Origin of the sequence: Georgenia deserti, assembly GCF_042680605.1 — a bacterium.
GTDB classification, from domain to species: domain Bacteria; phylum Actinomycetota; class Actinomycetes; order Actinomycetales; family Actinomycetaceae; genus Allobogoriella; species Allobogoriella deserti.
In genome coordinates this window covers 181747-197294 of sequence record NZ_JBHUEE010000007.1, presented here as the reverse complement: position 1 = coordinate 197294, position 15548 = coordinate 181747, and the positions used below count along the sequence as shown (strand labels likewise).

14 protein-coding genes are annotated in these 15548 nt (G+C 72.0%); 7 read left to right on the top strand and 7 right to left on the bottom strand.

The features are described 5' to 3' along the window. Positions 1-62: 62 nt before the first annotated feature. Positions 63-1031, bottom strand: coding sequence for an ROK family protein (locus ACFSE6_RS13945; RefSeq protein WP_388008239.1), 969 nt, complete (start codon positions 1029-1031; stop codon positions 63-65). A 206-nt stretch (positions 1032-1237) separates the two neighbouring features. On the opposite strand from ACFSE6_RS13945, the gene ACFSE6_RS13940 reads away from it, so the two are divergent. The 4 genes from ACFSE6_RS13940 (at position 1238) to ACFSE6_RS13925 (ending at position 6050) form a co-directional block, all read left to right on the top strand. Beyond that, positions 1238-3010, top strand: coding sequence for a class I mannose-6-phosphate isomerase (locus ACFSE6_RS13940; RefSeq protein ID WP_388008236.1), 1773 nt, complete (start codon positions 1238-1240; stop codon positions 3008-3010). Next, on the top strand, positions 3010-4251 hold the full coding sequence (manA, locus tag ACFSE6_RS13935; protein ID WP_388008233.1) for a mannose-6-phosphate isomerase, class I: 1242 nt from the start codon (positions 3010-3012) through the stop codon (positions 4249-4251). The genes ACFSE6_RS13940 and manA overlap by 1 nt, the downstream gene beginning before the upstream one ends. Before the next feature lie 199 nt (positions 4252-4450). Then, positions 4451-4816: an STAS domain-containing protein gene (locus tag ACFSE6_RS13930; protein ID WP_388008230.1), complete on the top strand. Its 366-nt coding sequence runs from the start codon at positions 4451-4453 to the stop codon at positions 4814-4816. Positions 4817-4844: 28 nt separating this feature from the next. Beyond that, on the top strand, positions 4845-6050 hold the full coding sequence (locus tag ACFSE6_RS13925; protein ID WP_388008227.1) for a PQQ-dependent sugar dehydrogenase: 1206 nt from the start codon (positions 4845-4847) through the stop codon (positions 6048-6050). A 58-nt stretch (positions 6051-6108) separates the two neighbouring features. Here ACFSE6_RS13925 and ACFSE6_RS13920 read toward each other — a convergent pair whose 3' ends face one another. After that, positions 6109-7140, bottom strand: a complete 1032-nt coding sequence (locus tag ACFSE6_RS13920; protein WP_388008224.1) for a YihY/virulence factor BrkB family protein — start codon at positions 7138-7140, stop codon at positions 6109-6111. Between the two features lie 109 nt (positions 7141-7249). Here ACFSE6_RS13920 and ACFSE6_RS13915 point away from each other — a divergent pair, with 109 nt between their 5' ends. After that, positions 7250-8194, top strand: a complete 945-nt coding sequence (locus ACFSE6_RS13915) for a hypothetical protein (RefSeq protein WP_388008221.1) — start codon at positions 7250-7252, stop codon at positions 8192-8194. A gap of 6 nt (positions 8195-8200) precedes the next feature. Here ACFSE6_RS13915 and ACFSE6_RS13910 read toward each other — a convergent pair whose 3' ends face one another. Together ACFSE6_RS13910 and ACFSE6_RS13905 are read right to left on the bottom strand one after the other, a co-directional pair. Beyond that, complete coding sequence (locus ACFSE6_RS13910; protein WP_388008218.1) at positions 8201-8554, bottom strand: nuclear transport factor 2 family protein; 354 nt, start codon at positions 8552-8554, stop codon at positions 8201-8203. Beyond that, complete coding sequence (locus ACFSE6_RS13905; RefSeq protein ID WP_388008215.1) at positions 8551-10566, bottom strand: thioredoxin domain-containing protein; 2016 nt, start codon at positions 10564-10566, stop codon at positions 8551-8553. The genes ACFSE6_RS13910 and ACFSE6_RS13905 overlap by 4 nt, the downstream gene beginning before the upstream one ends. A gap of 206 nt (positions 10567-10772) precedes the next feature. On the opposite strand from ACFSE6_RS13905, the gene ACFSE6_RS13900 reads away from it, so the two are divergent. Together ACFSE6_RS13900 and ACFSE6_RS13895 are read left to right on the top strand one after the other, a co-directional pair. Next, positions 10773-11012, top strand: coding sequence for a hypothetical protein (locus ACFSE6_RS13900; RefSeq protein WP_388008212.1), 240 nt, complete (start codon positions 10773-10775; stop codon positions 11010-11012). Continuing rightward, positions 11009-11413 (top strand): type II toxin-antitoxin system VapC family toxin, encoded by a 405-nt coding sequence (locus ACFSE6_RS13895; RefSeq protein ID WP_388008209.1) that lies wholly within the window; start codon positions 11009-11011, stop codon positions 11411-11413. Before ACFSE6_RS13900 ends, ACFSE6_RS13895 begins: the two co-directional genes overlap by 4 nt. Before the next feature lie 494 nt (positions 11414-11907). Here the strand turns inward: ACFSE6_RS13895 and ACFSE6_RS13890 are convergent, their stop codons facing one another. From ACFSE6_RS13890 to ACFSE6_RS13880, 3 genes are all read right to left on the bottom strand, one after another. Further along, on the bottom strand, positions 11908-12957 hold the full coding sequence (locus ACFSE6_RS13890; protein ID WP_388008206.1) for a zinc-dependent alcohol dehydrogenase family protein: 1050 nt from the start codon (positions 12955-12957) through the stop codon (positions 11908-11910). 148 nt (positions 12958-13105) lie between these two features. Then, complete coding sequence (locus ACFSE6_RS13885) at positions 13106-14194, bottom strand: citrate synthase 2 (protein WP_388008203.1); 1089 nt, start codon at positions 14192-14194, stop codon at positions 13106-13108. 101 nt (positions 14195-14295) lie between these two features. Continuing rightward, entirely contained in the window at positions 14296-15501 is a 1206-nt protein-coding gene (locus ACFSE6_RS13880) for a citrate/2-methylcitrate synthase (protein ID WP_388008200.1), read from the bottom strand. Positions 15502-15548: the final 47 nt, after the last annotated feature.

Genomic DNA, 15548 nt, shown 5'->3' with positions numbered 1-15548 from the left:
GATGTCTGAACGTCCGCTGAAGGCTCGATCGTCCGCTCTCGGCAGGGAGGCCGTACCGCCCGTTACGCGGGTGCGCGGCCCGCGAGGCGGTCGGCCGCCGCGGGGTCGGCGCCGAGCACCGCGCCGAGGAGTGCAGCCTGCTCGCCCTTGAGGAGCCGCGGCGCGACGGTCGGCGGATCGGCCAGAAGTGCGGCGAGTGCGGCTCGGAACGGGGGGAAGAGGAGATCCGCGGAGGCGACCATGGAGCCGCCGACCACGAGCCGCTCGGCGCCGAACGCCTCACACCACGGCGCGAAGGCGCGCGCCAGGACGCGCATGCCGGCCTCGAGGACGCCCAGCGCCTCCGGCTCGCCCGAGCGCGCACGCTCGGCGATCTCGGCCACGTCCGCCGTGTGGCCCGTGCGGTCGAGGTAGGCGGCGCGCAGTGCGCGTCGGGACACGCGTTCCTCCAGTGGGACGCCGTCGATGCGCACGGTGTGGATGTCCCCGTCCCGCGGCACGGCGTCTCCCGTGCTGACGCAGTGCCCGCGATCGACGAATGCCGATCCGATACCGGTGCCGAGCGTGATGGCGATGCACCGGCCCGACCGTTGTCCGGCGCCGGCCGCCCACTCGCCGAGGCCGAACGCGTCCGCGTCGTTGATGAAGTGCACGAAGCCAGGCTCGCGGCCGCATCGCTGTGCAAGGCCGGCACGGACGTCCACGCCGTACAGAGCGCCGAACTTCGCCACTCCGGTGAAGTCGCCGATGCCGCGGCGGTAGTCGAACGGTCCGGGGATCGCCATGGCGACCGGCGCGGTGAGTGCGCCGTGGACCCGGATGGCGTCGGCCATGGCGTCGAGGAGCTCGTCCGCGGGCGCCTCCGCGTCCAGCGGGAGGCGGCGTTCGTCGGTGATCTCCAGGTCGGGGCGGACGGTCGCGGACGTCACGTGCGTGCCGCCGATGTCCACCGCGACCCAGCTCGCGGTGGCGGGAGCGCGGTCATCGAGTGCGGGGTCCGTACGGCGGTCGTCCCGGGTATGTGATCGCATGTCGTCCATCATGGCTTTCCAGCGGCTCGGCACGTCCGCGCGTTCCGGGTGGACGCGGCGGGGTGGTCATGGCTTACGCTGGTAACGATACCGGCCCGTACTGCTCGATCTGCGATCCCTCTGACGGGCCACCGCCGTACGTCCATCGCTACTCGCCGCCGTACTGAACGGCGACCCGTTTGGTAGCGTTACCGGTCAGGAGTGACATGCAGGTCCCTGAGAGCGCGATCCCGGGCGCCTACGACAAGTTCCCGACGATCCGGGTACCCGGTGAGCACCGCGCCTGGCAGCGCGGTGAGGTCTGGTCGGCGCTGGCGGACCACGCCGACGGCGGGACCGTCGTCATCGACTGCTACCCCGGGACCGACGTCGGCGGGGTCGTCGACGCGGTGCGGAAGGCGCTGCCCGACGCCGACGTCATCGATATCGAGACTGAAGCGGCGCTGCCTCCGGACCGGATCGACGCCCTCATCCGGCGCGACCTGACCGACGATAGCGTCTTCGGCCTCATGTCCCACCACCACCTCGCCGAGTTCTACGACGAGGCACGCCTGGACGCCGTCGCGGACCGGGTGACGTCGCGTCCGGGGCAGAGCGTCCTGGTGGGGTGGGGTGCGGCCCTCGTCCCGGTCGAGTCGACCACCGTGGTGCTCGCCGACCTGCCGCGGTGGGAGATCCAGCAGCGCCAGCGTGCCGGCGCGCCGAACTGGCGGGCTGATAACGCCTCCGCGGCGCCGCTCACCAAGTTCAAGCGCGGCTACTTCGTCGAGTGGCGCACCGCGGACGAGCACAAGCGCGCGCTCATCGGCCGGGTCGACTTCCTCCTCGACACCACGCGCTCGGTCGGCGAAGCCACGCTGATCACCGGCGCGGCCTTCCGAGCCGGCCTGGACGCCGCGGTGCGGCGCCCGTTCCGAGTGGTGCCGTTCTTCGACCCCGGTGTCTGGGGCGGGCAGTGGATGAAGCAGGTGTGCGGGCTCGACCCCGACCGCGAGAACTACGCCTGGTGCTTCGACTGCGTGCCCGAGGAGAACAGCCTCCTGCTCGAGGTCGGGGAGCAGGTCGTCGAGATCCCGGCCCTCGACGTCGTCCTGGCCCGTCCGGCGGAACTGCTCGGACCGCGGACGTTCGCGCGCTTCGGTGCGGAGTTCCCGATCCGGTTCGACTTCCTCGACACCATGGGCGGCGGCAACCTCTCGCTGCAGGTGCACCCGCTGACCGACTACATCCAACGCACCTTCGGGATGCACTACACCCAGGACGAGAGCTACTACCTGCTCGACGCGGGCGAGGACGCCGTCGTCTATCTCGGCGTGCAGACCGGGGCGGACCGCGAGGAGATGGCTCGCGAACTGCGGAGCGCGGAGCGCGGGGAGAGCCAGTTCCCGGCCGAACGCTACATCAACCGGTTCCCGGCGAAGCGGCACGATCACTTCCAGATCCCCGCCGGCACCGTGCACTGTTCGGGGGCGAACTCGATGGTCCTCGAGATCTCCGCGACGCCGTACATCTTCACCTTCAAGATGTGGGACTGGGGCCGGGTGGGCCTGGACGGGATCCCGCGCCCGATCCACCTCGACCACGCGCTGGCCAACATCCAGTGGGAGCGGGACACGGAGTGGACCACGCAGCAGCTCGTGGACCGGGTCACCCCGCTCGCCACCGGGGACGGGTGGCGCGAGGAGCGCACCGGCCTCCACGAGCTCGAGTTCATCGAGGTCCGCCGGCACTGGTTCACCGGCGCCGTCGACCACGACACCCGCGGTACCGTCAACGTGCTGAACCTTGTCGAAGGACCGGAGGCGGTCGTGGAGAGTCCCGACGGAGCATTCGAACCGTTCGTGGTGCATTACGCCGAGACGTTCATCGTGCCGGCCGACGTCGGCCGGTACCGCATCCGGCCGCACGGGGCCGGCGTCGGTCGCGAGTGTGCCACCGTCAAGGCCTTCGTCCGCGGCACGACGGACGGCGACGTCTGATGCTCCTGCCGATCACCAACGAACCACGCGACTACGCCTGGGGCTCACACGAGGCCATCGCCGAGTTCACCGGGCGGCCACCGTCCGGCGGGCCCGAGGCGGAACTCTGGCTCGGCAGCCACCAGCTCAGCCCCAGCCGCATCCTCACCCCGGAGGCGGCCGGAGGCCACGAGCGGCTCGACGAGTGGATCGCGGCCGATCCGGAGGGCGCACTCGGCGCCTCACGCGGCGGTGACGAGTTCCCCGTCCTCATGAAGGTCCTCGCCGCAGCGCAGGCGTTGTCGATCCAGGTGCACCCCGACGCCGAACAGGCGCAGCGCGGGTTCGCGGACGAGAACGCACGCGGCGTCGCCCTCACCGACCCGGAGCGCACCTACAAGGACCCGTACCCGAAGCCCGAACTGGCCCTCGCCCTCGGCGGGCCGTTCGACGCGCTCGTCGGCTTCCGGCCGCTCGATGCGACGAAGACCCTGGTCGCCGAGCTGGCCGAGGCCGCCGCGTCCGCCGAGGACCGCCGGCCGCTCGACGACCTCGCCGCGAAGCTCGACGGCGAACCCGAGGAGACGCTACGTCGCCTCGTCGCGTGGTTCCTCGACGGCAGCGCGAGCGCCGAATCGCTGTGCCGAGCGGTCGTCGCGGCGGCGGAGCGCTACCCGGGCGGACGGTTCGAGGCCGAGGCCCGGACCCTCGCCGAGCTCGGGGCGAGCCGCCCCGGCGATCCCGGAATCCTCGTGGCGTCACTGATGAACCGCGTCCACCTCGAGGAGGGGGAGGCGGTCTACGTCCAGCCCCGGGAGATCCACGCCTACCTGGGAGGTCTCGCCATCGAGGTGATGCGCGCCTCGGACAACGTGATCCGCGCGGGACTGACCGGCAAACACATCGACGTCGCCGCGCTGCAGCGCATCACCGACTTCCGCGAGCGCCGCGAGGTGGTGGCCCGGCCCACGGAGGTTGCGCCCGGCGTCGCGCATCTCGGCCCGGGCCCGGAGTTCGCCCTCACCCGCCTGACGTCGATGCCCGCTTCGGGCGGCAGCGCCGGCGAACGGCCGCGCGTCCGCCTGTCCGGACCCGCGGTGGCCGTCGCCACGGCCGGATCGCCCCACGTGCACGGCGGGCGGAACGAGACGCGCCTGGAGCGTGGCCAGGCCGTGTACGTCACGCCGGACGAGGAAGAGCTGACGCTCACCGGCCAAGGGCAACTCGTGCTCGCGACGCCCGGCGGCACCCGGTACGAGTGAGCCTCGGCGACCACTGTCCTGAGGCGGCATTACTGCTGAGTCACCTTCTGGTCAGAGATTGTTCAAATTCGCACCTCATCGGTAGCCCATCGCGTGACGGAGCATTCCCATTCCCGCTCCGGTGTGGCAAGCTCGAGCCACGAGCTGCTCGGTAGGGGAGGGCGCGGGCCGTCCTCCGGTGAGGGGGCGCAGAATGCCGGTGACCCACCTCCCACAGCACGGGCTGCAGCCGGGAGACAGCGCTGCGGCCACGAGGGACGCCGTCGCTGTGCTGCTCTCGAACGCGCGGACACGCCTGGTCGTCTCCGGTCGCATCGACCGTGACATGGACTCGGAGCTGGCCGTGGCCGTTCAGGAATGCGTCGCGGCAGGGGCGCCGGTGGACGTCGACGCCCGGACGGTCCGCCTCATGGATTCCGCCGGCGTGGTGCGTCTGCGCCGCCTCGCCGGCGTGCTGCCCACCCGGGTGATCCAGCCGCCAGACACCATGCGGTTCGTGCTGTCCGTCACTGGGCTCGACCACCAGCTCGAGATCCTCGACCAGTGCCCGCCATTCCCCGAATGATCACGCCGTTCCCGGAATGACGACGTCGATGTCAGGATCGGGCCGAGGCCGGGCAGCGGCACTGGTGGTCGCCGGCGCGACCGTCGCGGCGTGCACCTCCGGGCCGGAGGACGCCTCGACGCCGGCCAGCACCGACGCGGTCCCGTCTGCGACCGCCGAGCCCGGTGGCGCAGACGGCTCTGATGACGACGGCGCTGACGACCCTGATGACGACCGCACCCAAGACGGCGCGGACGGGCCCGAGGTCGCCGAACCGGGAGTTCTGGCCACCGGCCTCCGCTCGCCCTGGGGCCTGACCTTCCTTCCCGACGGCGACGCCCTCGTCACCGAGCGCGACACCGCCCGCATCCTGCGGATCAGCCCCGACGGCGAGGTCACCGAGGCCGCCGTCGTGCCCGGGGTCGCGCATGGCGGGGAGGGCGGCCTGCTCGGTATCGCCGCCGACCCGGAGGACCCCGCGAACGTCTACGTCTACGCCACCACGGACGAGGACAACCGCGTGATCCGGCTGCGATTCGACGACGGCGAGCTCGACAGCGGGCACCTCCGCGTCCAGGAGGTCGTCCTCGAGGGGATCCCGCACCATCCGCAGCGCCACAACGGCGGCCGGCTGGCGTTCGGCCCGGATGGCTTCCTCTACGTCGCTTCCGGGGACGCGGACGACAGGTCCGCCGCGCAGGACCTCGACTCGCTGGCCGGCAAGATCCTGCGGGTCGACCGCGACGGTGACCCGGCCGCCGGCAACCCCACCTCGGACTCGCCTGTGTGGTCGCTCGGGCACCGCAACGTCCAGGGACTCGGATGGATCCCGTCCGGCGAGGACGCCGGGACCATGGTCGCCAGCGAGTTCGGCCAGGACACGTGGGACGAGCTCAACCGCATCGAGCCGGGTGAGAACTACGGCTGGCCACAGGTCGAGGGCGACGGCGGCGGCGCCGAGTACACCGACCCGCTGCTGACCTGGCGACCAGCCGACGCCTCACCCAGCGGGATCGCGGTGACCGAGGAGGAGGTCTACGTCGCGGCGCTGCGTGGCGAGTCGCTGTGGCGGGTGCCGCTGGACGGCGCCGACGTCGGTGAGCCCGAGCGATTGCTGGCCGGCGAGTACGGCCGGCTTCGTGCGGCGGAGGTGGACAGTGCGGGTCAGCTGTGGCTGCTGACGTCGAACACCTCGCGCGGTGCCCCGGCGCCCGAGGACGATCGGATCGTCGTCGTCGATCCCGACGACCTGTGACCACGCCCGAGGGATGACTCGAGGTCGGGTCCCCAGGAGCTGTGCTCCCTCGGGTCGTTCAGACCTCGTCGGGGTCCTGGGTCCGCCCGCGCGAGACGCGCAAAGCCCGCCCGCGTTCGACGTCGGCCCGGGCCTTCTCGGCCTTCTTCTCGCTGGCCTTGGTGTCCCGAGCGGGTAGCTGGATGGTCTCCTCGGCGGGGATGCCGGCCTGCAGCTCGCGGGACCGCTCCAGCTCGGCGTCGAACTCCGCGCCGAACAGCAGGGCGAGGTTCATCACCCACAGCCACAGCAGCGCCACGATGACGCCGCCCAGGGCGCCGTACGTCTCGTTGTAGCTCCCGAAGTTGGCGACGTAGAAACCCAGAGCCAGCGAGGCGAGGAGCGCCACGACGATGGCGATGATGGCGCCGGGCGAGATCCACCGGAATTTCGGCTGCCGTACGTTCGGGGTCGCCCAGTACAGCAGGGCGATCGCGGCGATGACGGCGATGAGGAGCACCGGCCACTTGGCGATGTTCCAGATCGTCACCGCGACGCCGCTGAGGCCGATGAGGGATCCGACCTGCTCGGCGATGGGTCCGGAGATCACGAGGATGACGGCGCCGAGGGCGACGAGCACCAGCATGACCAGGGTCAGCAGGTACATCGCCGGGCGCAGTTTCCACAGCGGGCGTCCCTCCTCGATCTCGTACACCCGGTTCATCGCCCGGGAGAAGGCCGTGACGTAGTTCGACGCTGTCCACAGCGCCACGAGCAGACCGACGACGAGTCCGATGCCCGGGGCGGGCGCCGTCGTGAGGTTCTCGATGACCGGGCCGAGCGTGTTCATGGCCGTTCCCGGAACGAGGTCCTCGGCCATCGACGTCAGTGTGTTCGTGGTCTGCCCCTGGCCGACGAGGCTGAGCAGCGAGACGAGGGCGATGAGGGCGGGAAAGATGGACAGCACCGCGTAGTAGGTCAGGGCGGCGGCGAGGTCGGTGCAGTCGTCGGCGCCGAACTCGCGCAGCGCCTTGCGGGCGGTGTAGCCCCACGACGCCGCGCGCAGATCGGGCGGCGACTCGGCCTTGTCTTCGCTCAGATGGCGGTTCATCGCACACCTCCTCCGGTGTCGACTGTGCGGTGCGTCGGCGATACCGGCAACCGGAGGGGTGCGTCGGCGTAACCGGCGCCGGGAGGGCGCGATGCGTCATCATGTCTTGATGAGGCGGCCACCGAAGGTTTCGATGTTCCCCGTCCTCGTGGCCGGGGCCGTGCTCGTGGCCGGATGCGGCGGCGATGCCGGTGACACGGGTGGTGGTGCCGGCCCGGGCGGTGACACGGGCGGCAGCGGCGAGGTCCCGTCGGCGGCGCCGACCCCACATCCCGACGCCGCAGTGACCACGCGGAGCCCGGCGACGGTGCTCGACGACGGCGACGGCGCCGAACTGTGTCTGGGCGCGATCGCCGAGTCCTACCCGCCGCAGTGCGGTGGGCCGCGACTGGCCGATTGGGACTGGGCGGCTCACGAGGGCGAGTACGAGGAAGCCGCAGGCGTGCGGTGGGGTGAGTTCGTCGTCGTCGGCACCTACGACGGCGAGGAGTTCACCGTCGAGGAGGTGACACCCGCGAGCGAGTGGGACGGCGAACCACCCGAGAACGGCACCGACCTGTCGACCCCGTGCGCCGAGCCGGACGGCGGGTGGCAGGTGCGTGATCCCGCGCTGACGACCGACGAGACGCTCCAGGAGGTGCTCGCCGTCGCGGCGGACCTGGACGGGTACGCCGGATCGTGGCTCGACCAGTCCATCAACCCCGCCCACGGCAGCGACGACCCCGACGAGGTCGAGGCTGCCATGAACGACCCGCGGCAGCTGGTGGTCAACGTCCTCGTCACGGGGGAGACCGGCGCGGCCGAGGAGCAGCTGCGCGAGGTCTGGGGCGGGGCGCTGTGCGTCTTAGCGGCGGAGCACAGCCACGCCGACCTCGAGGCGGCGCAGCAGCAACTGTCCGAGATCGAGGGGTACCAGAGCGCCGGGATCTCGGTGGCCGAGAACCACGTCGGCCTGTCGGTCATCTACGACGACGGCACGCTCCAGCAACAGCTCGACGACGCGCTGGGGGAGGGTGTGGTCGAGGTCAGCTCGGCGCTCGTGCCGGCGCCGTAGCCGGCCTCAGTCCGAGCCGTCGACGACGTAGTAGATCGTCTGCGCCACGATGAGACCGTCGCGGACCACGAAGGAGTCCACGCCGTCGCGGACGCGGACCTCGCCCTCCACGCCGTTCCACCGGAGCATGCCCATCTCGCCCTCGACGAGCAGTTCCTCGTACTCGAACGCGCCGTGACCGACATAGGAGGAGAGCACCTGCGCCCGATGCCGGACGCCGTCGAGCCCGCGGTCACTGCCCTCACCCCAGGAGAGCAGCACGACGTCGGGGTGGTAGTTCTCGGCGAGGTCACCCTCGAGGTCGCCGGACTCGCGATGGGCGAGGTGCGACTCGAGGACCTCGCGGGTACTCCGGCTCATCGCGGACCTCCTGCGGTCAGGGCGCGTTCGAGTTCCTGCCGGGTGGTGACCGGCCGGTCGCAGACGAACCCTCGACAGACGTACGCGGCAGGGCCACCGTCGACCAGCGGCCGATCGCCCAGCAGGGGCACGCCGTCGGCGTCCGGTTCGCCGGCGACGGAGACCAGGCCGGGGGAGTCCGACCGCCGCACGGTCCGGATCAGCTCCCCGCCGTCATCCCCGACGACGGCGACCTGCAGCGGTCCGGCTGCCACCGCCTCGGCGACGGCGAGTGTCCATCCCGCGAACCGCGGCGCCTGGCGGGCGATGGCTCCCGCCGCCGCGACGGCGCGCTCGGCCGCCTCGCGGTGTCGGGTCGAGCCGGTCAGCGCTGCGTAGGTCAGCAGGGCTTCGGCGAGGGCGGACTGTCCGGACGGTTCGACGTTGTCGCTGGGATCCTTCGGCCGGGTGATGAGCTGACCGGCGCTGACCTGGTCGTCGGCGACGTCGAAGAACCCGCCCGACCCGTCGGTGAAGCGGTCGAGCGCCACCTCCAGGAGACCGCCGGCCGCCTCGAGCCACCGCGGCTCCGCTGTGGCCTGGTGCAGCGTGAGCAGTCCCTCGGCCAGGTTGCCGTAGTCGGCGGCGACGCCCGCCGCCGTGCCGACGGCCGCGTTCCGGGAGGTGCGACGGAGGCAGCCCTCGACGAGGTGCGTCGCGAGCAGGAAGTCGGCGCAGGCCCGGGCTGCCTCGAGGTACCGCGGCTCCTCCAGCAGTGCACCGGCCTCGGCGAGGGCGCCGATCGTCAGGCCGTTCCACGCGGTGACCACCTTGTCGTCACGGGCAGGCTGTGGTCGCTCGGCCCGTGCCGAGAGCAGCCGCTGCCGCGCCTCGGTCCACCACTGCGGGTCCGGGTCGGAGCGCAGCTGCAGCGTGGAGGTGCCGCGCTCGAACGTGCCCGAGTCGGTGACGGACAGGACTTCGGCCGCCCTAGCGCCGTCGTCCTCCCCGAGCACCTCGGTCAGCTGGCCGGGCGTCCAGGCGTAGGTCAGGCCCTCGACGCCGTCGGCGTCGGCGTCCAGCGCCGAGGCGAACCCGCCCTCCGGCGTGCGCATGTCGGCGAGCAGGAAGTCCGCCGTCTCGCGGGCCACCCGCTCGGCCAGGGCGGAACCGGTCGCTCGGTGCAGGTGCAGGTACACCCGCAGCAGCTGGGCGTTGTCGTAGAGCATCTTCTCGAAGTGCGGCACCACCCATTCGGCGTCCACCGAGTAGCGCGCGAACCCGCCGGCGAGCTGGTCGTACATGCCGCCGCGGGCCATCGCCTCGCAGGTCTGTTGGGCCATGGCGAGGGCGTCGTCGGGCTTGTCGGCGTCGGGCTTGTCGGCGCCACGGGTCCGGGCGTGGTGGCGTAGCAGGAACTCGAGGACCATGTTCGGCGGGAACTTCGGGGCCGTGCCGAACCCGCCGTTGACGGCGTCGAACTGACTGCGCAGCGTGGTGACGGCGTCGGTCAGGGCGGCGTCGTCGAGGGCGTTCACGGGCGTGGAGGCCGAGGCGCGGGAGATCACGTCGGTGATCTGGGAGCCGGAGCGCAGCACCTCCTCGCGACGCTCGGTCCAGGCCTCGCCGACGGCGGTCAGCAGTTGGAGGAACTGCGGCCGCGGGTAGTACGTGCCGCAGAAGAACGGGTCGCCGTCCGGGGTGAGGAAGCACGTCATCGGCCAGCCGCCCTGCCCGGTCAGGGCGGTGGTGGCGTTCATGTAGATCGCGTCGACGTCGGGACGCTCCTCGCGATCCACCTTGACCGGCACGAAGCCGGTGTTCATCACCTCCGCGACCCGATCGTCCTCGAAGGACTCGTGCGCCATGACGTGGCACCAGTGGCACGCCGCGTACCCGACGGACAGCAGGACCGGGACGTCTCGCCGTCGGGCTTCGGCGAACGCTTCCTCGCCCCACTCCTGCCAGTGGACCGGGTTCCCGGCGTGCTGGAGCAGGTAGGGGCTCGTTGCCGAAGCGAGGCGGTTGGCCATTGCTGTCACTCCTGACGAGGCACGTGTCTCATCGTCTCCGTGTGAGGCACGAGAGGGAGGCACGACACCGGCGTACGACGGTTCTTCCAGCGTAGGAGGTCTCGTGGCGCCTGCATTCTCAGCCGAAGCTGCACGGCTATGGCGGGTCCGGCGGACGAGGCGATGGAGCATTGAGTATGCATGCACGACCAACGTATTCTGAGTGGATGGCCTATCTGCAGATCCGAGACGTCCCCGACGACGTCCGTGACGTCCTGGCCGAACGCGCCCGCGAGCGAGGACAGTCGCTGACGATGTTCCTGCGCGACGTCGTCATGCGGGAGGCGTCATTTGCTGCCAACCGCGTGCTCCTCGATCAGGTGGCTGCCTCCCGTCGAGCCACCGGCGTGACGACGGCCGACGTGCTCAGCTCCCTCGACTCCGCACGCGAGCGCGCCGACGCATGATCGCTCCGGACGCGTCAGTCACCGTCCTGGCGCTGCACGGAGATCCGGAAGCCGACCCCCGGGTCATGCGAGCCGTCCGGGTGCTGCGGGATGATCCGGCCTGGATCGCGCCCGAGCATTGGCGGACCGAGGTGCTCTCCGCGACCCGCGGCCTGTTCCTCGGAGGCAAGATCGGGTTGGACGAAGCCGAGGTTGCGGTCCAGTGGCTTCGCGACATCACGACGGCTGATGTGCCGACCGGCCCTCACCTGCAGCGAATGTGGCAGCTCCGGTCGAACCTCTCCGCGTACGACGCCGGGTACGTCGCCGTCGCCGAGGCGCACGACGTCACCCTCGTGACCGCGGACGTCCGCGTTCAGCGCGCGGGTGTCGCGCGCTGCCCGGTCCGTGTCATCGGCTGAACAGGATCGCGTCGAAAGCGACACCGGAGCGGGGCTCGTCGCGCACCAGGCGGAAGAAGTCGTCGTGGACGAGCCGGCGGTCGACGGACCCCTGCGCCGGGAGGGGGCCGGTCGGTGGTGGCGTCCCGTCGGGGAGGCGGCCGCCATCTTCGTCGGCTCGCAGCTGCTCGGCGGCGCCGTCGCCTGGATGAGCCGTACATCTGGCGCGACGACGCCGGTACGGGGTGGGTCGTGCATTACCCGAATACGCCACGCAGGCGCTCACCATGTACCTCGTGATCGCGCTGGCCGCGGCGTGGTTCGGTGCACGCCTTCGGCAGCTCGCCGGTCGTCTCGACCTCGTCGACGGCGGACGGCCGGCTGACCTGAGCAGGGCGTCCACGGCGTCGACCGGCACATCGAGGCACCGCTCGAGCTCCCACCAGATGCGGGCCACGTCCTTCCTCCCGGCGCTCTCGTCCAATTAGACCAGGAGGCCCGGGTCCGAGTGCCGATCACGGCCGGTGCGGATCGATCATCGTCATCCCCGCCACTCTCGCCCGGCCGAACGCGGGCAGAGCCGCGGCCGCCTCCTCGAGGCCGATCACCTTCTCGATGAGGTCCTGCGGCCGCAGCGAGCCGGATTCGATGAGCGCCAGCATCCCCGGATAGTCGGCCGCCGCCATGCCGTGGCTGCCCAGCACATCGAGCTCCCAACCGATCACTCGGGACATCGGGATCCGGGGATGCCCGCCGTCGTCGGGCGGGAGCAGGCCGATCTGGACGTGGCGGCCCCGGCGCCGCAGGCTGAGAACGGCGTCGGCGCAGGCCGCCTCAGCCCCAATGGCGTCCACCGAGACATGGGCGCCCTCGCCGGTGATCGCCCGGACCGCCTCCGGCACATCCGTGCCCTCTCCGGCGCGGACCGTGTGCTCGGCACCGAGCCGCGCCGCGGCCTCGAGCGCCTCGGCGTTGCGGTCCACGGCGATCACGTGCGCGCCGCGTGCGGCCGCGATCATCACCGCGCTGAGGCCCACGCCCCCGGCGCCGATGACGAGCACCCACTCGCCCGGCGACACCCCGGCCCGCGCGAGGACACCGCGGTACGCGGTCGCGAATCGGCAGCCCAGCGCCGCGGCCGCCTCGAACGAGACGCCGTCCGGGATGGCCACGAGGTTGGTGTCGGCGGCGTACAGGGCGACCTGCTCGGCGAACGAGCCCCAGTATGTGAACCCGGGCTGTTCCTGGTTCGGGCACACCTGCGCCTCGCCCCGGTGGCACCACTGGCATGCGCCGCACCCGCACACGAACGGGACGGTGACCCGGTCGCCCACCCGCCACCGCCGGACACCTGTGCCGACCGCGGCGACCACGCCCGCCAGCTCGTGCCCGGGGACGTGCGGGGGCCGGACGTCGTCGTCGTGGCCGGCCCAGCCGTGCCAGTCGCTCCGGCACAGACCCGTCGCCCGGACCTCGACGACCACTCCGCCGTCCGGTGCCGTCGGGCCAGCGATCTCGCGGACGCGGGGCGTGCCGCCGAACTCGTCGTAGACCACAGCGCGCATGTGGCCATCCTGCCGCGCCGGCGGCGGAGAACGGATGCCTGCGAGGCGCTGGCCATGGTCCCGGCCGTGCTCACGGAAGGGGCTCGCGGGCTGCTCAAGGTAGCGTAGGAGTCCTGCTCAAGGTAGCGCAGCAGCCATGCCCACGGTCTCATAGACCAAGCGACGCCGCCGACACCTTCTGCTCACCGACGTAGACCGCAGAGGGCCGGATGATCTTGCCGAGCGCGTGCTGCTCGAGCACGTGCGCGCTCCACCCGGCCGTGCGGGCACAGGCGAACAGCGGGGTGAACAACGACGGCGGGATGCGCGCGAAGTCCAGGAGCACGGCCGCCCAGAACTCGACGTTCGTCGCCAGCACCCGGTCCGGCTTGCGCTCGCGCAACTCGGCCAGCGCGGCCTCCTCCAGGGCGGCTGCGGCCTCGAACCGGTCGGCGCCGAGCCGCCGTGCCGCCTCCCGCAGGATGCGCGCCCGGGGGTCCTCCGCCCGATAGACGGCGTGCCCGAAGCCCATCAGCCGCTGCCCCGAGTCCAATACCGAGCGCACGTGGCCGCGGGCATCCCCGGTGCGCTCGACCTCCTCGACCATCGCCAGCGCCCGCGACGGCGCACCACCGTGCAGCGGGCCGGACAGCGCCCCGACGGCGGCCGAGAGACACGCCGCCGCGTCCGCACCCGTGGAGGCCACCACCCTCGCCGTGAACGTGGAGGCGTTGACCCCGTGCTCGGCCGCGGTGATCCAGTACGCGTCGACCGCCTCGACATGCCGCGGATCCGGCTCGCCCTGCCACGCGATCATGAACCGCTCGGCCGGCGTCGCTCCCGCCTGGACCTGCCACTCGGGGACGGCCGGCTGGACCCCGCGCGCCGACTGCGCCGCGAGGGACAGCGCCGCGGCAGACGTGCGCGCGAGATCGGCTCGGGCCTGTGCCGCGTCGGCGTCGACCAGGGGCCGCAGCCCCAGCCGCGGTCCGGCCGCCGCGAGTCCTGCCTGGACGTCCGCCCGGGACTCACCGGAGCCGATCGGCAGTCCGAGCGGATCCGCTGCCGGAAGGCCGCGGCTCGGGTCACCGTCGACCAGCAGGCCCCATACACGGCCGAAGTCCGCCCGGCCCACCAGCTCCTCGACGTCGACGCCGCGGTACCGCAGCGATCCGCCGTCCTTGTCGGGTTCGGCGATCGCCGTCTCGAAGGCGACGACGCCCGCCAGCCCGGGCCGGATCTGACTGTTCTCGCTCATACCGGCAATCGTCCGCCACGGTGGCGGGCCTGACCAGGTTGATCGGATCAACGTGCCGCCTCGACGCATCGGGTGGCCGGTCAGGACGGTAGCGGCCGCGGTCAGGATCCGACGGCGCGGGGCCGGAACCGTGGTCCGTGCGGGTACTCCTCGGCGATGTGTGCGGCGAACCCGACGGTGCGGGCGATCATGAAGATCGCCTGGCCGGCTCCGTCGGGCAGGTCGCATGCCACCGCCAGGGCGGCGAGGGCGAGGTCGACGTTCGGTAACCGTCCGTGGCGCCGGGCCACCTGCACGCTCAGGGTGTCGACGGCCTCGGCCACGTCCGGGCTCACGGCGGCCACCCGGTTTAGCACGATCTCGGCGCGCGGATCGGTGGTCTCGTAGACCACGTGGCCGAATCCGGCGTTCGGAGCCTGAGGGGCCTCGCCGCGGTCCAACCAGGTCCGCAGCATCGCCGTCGCGTCCCGGCTCGCGGCCCCGTGGCGCGGCCCGCGGAGGGCGGCCAGGCCCGCGAGGATGCACGACCACGGGTCGGCGTGCGTGCTGGCCGCCACCCGGGCCGCGAGTGTCGACGCCGCGAGCTCGTGGTCCATGAGAACCACCAACGCCGTCTCGAGTGCCGCGAGCTCCTCGGTGCCGGCCGCCCGACCGGTCAGGCCGTGCCACAGCATCGGCGCCACGGCAGTGTCCGTGGCCGCGGCGGCGTGCCCTGCCGCGTCGTCCGGCGCGGCGCCGCCTTGCCGCACCGGACGGGCGGACGCGTCCGGTGCGGACGTCCCAGCCGTCCGCGCGCCCACGCGGATCGCCTGCTGCGCTGCCGCGACGACGTGCGGGAGCGAGAGATCCGTCCGCTGCGGGTCCATCGGTGCGGCGAGCGTGACCGCGAGCTGGATCCGGTCCGGCGGGAACGTCACCGATCCCGGCACACCCCGGTCCACGGCCGCTGACATCGGGTCGGCAAGCGGAGGCCACGGGTCAGCCGGCACGTCCCACACGATGCAGGCGGCCTCCTCGAACGGTTGCGCCGCGAGTGTGGCGACGTCCTGTCCGCGGAAGGCCAGCCTGCCGGACGGCGCCAGGGTGGTCACGTCGGACTCGATGAGCGTGGTGAGAGCGCCGGCACGTGGGCGCGCGTGCTGGCTGGCGAGTCCGAGCACCTCGTCCCGGTCGAACAGCGAGATCCGCTGGCCGTCGACGACTCGGGTGGTCCGGCGCAGCACGCCTCGGGAGACGTAGGCGTAGACCGTCGACTGCCGCACACCGAGCGCCTGGGCAGCCTGCGCCGTCGTGAAATGCCCGCTCACTCTGTCATCGTGGCAGCAGCTCGGCCTGTCCGGCCCAGCCGGACAGC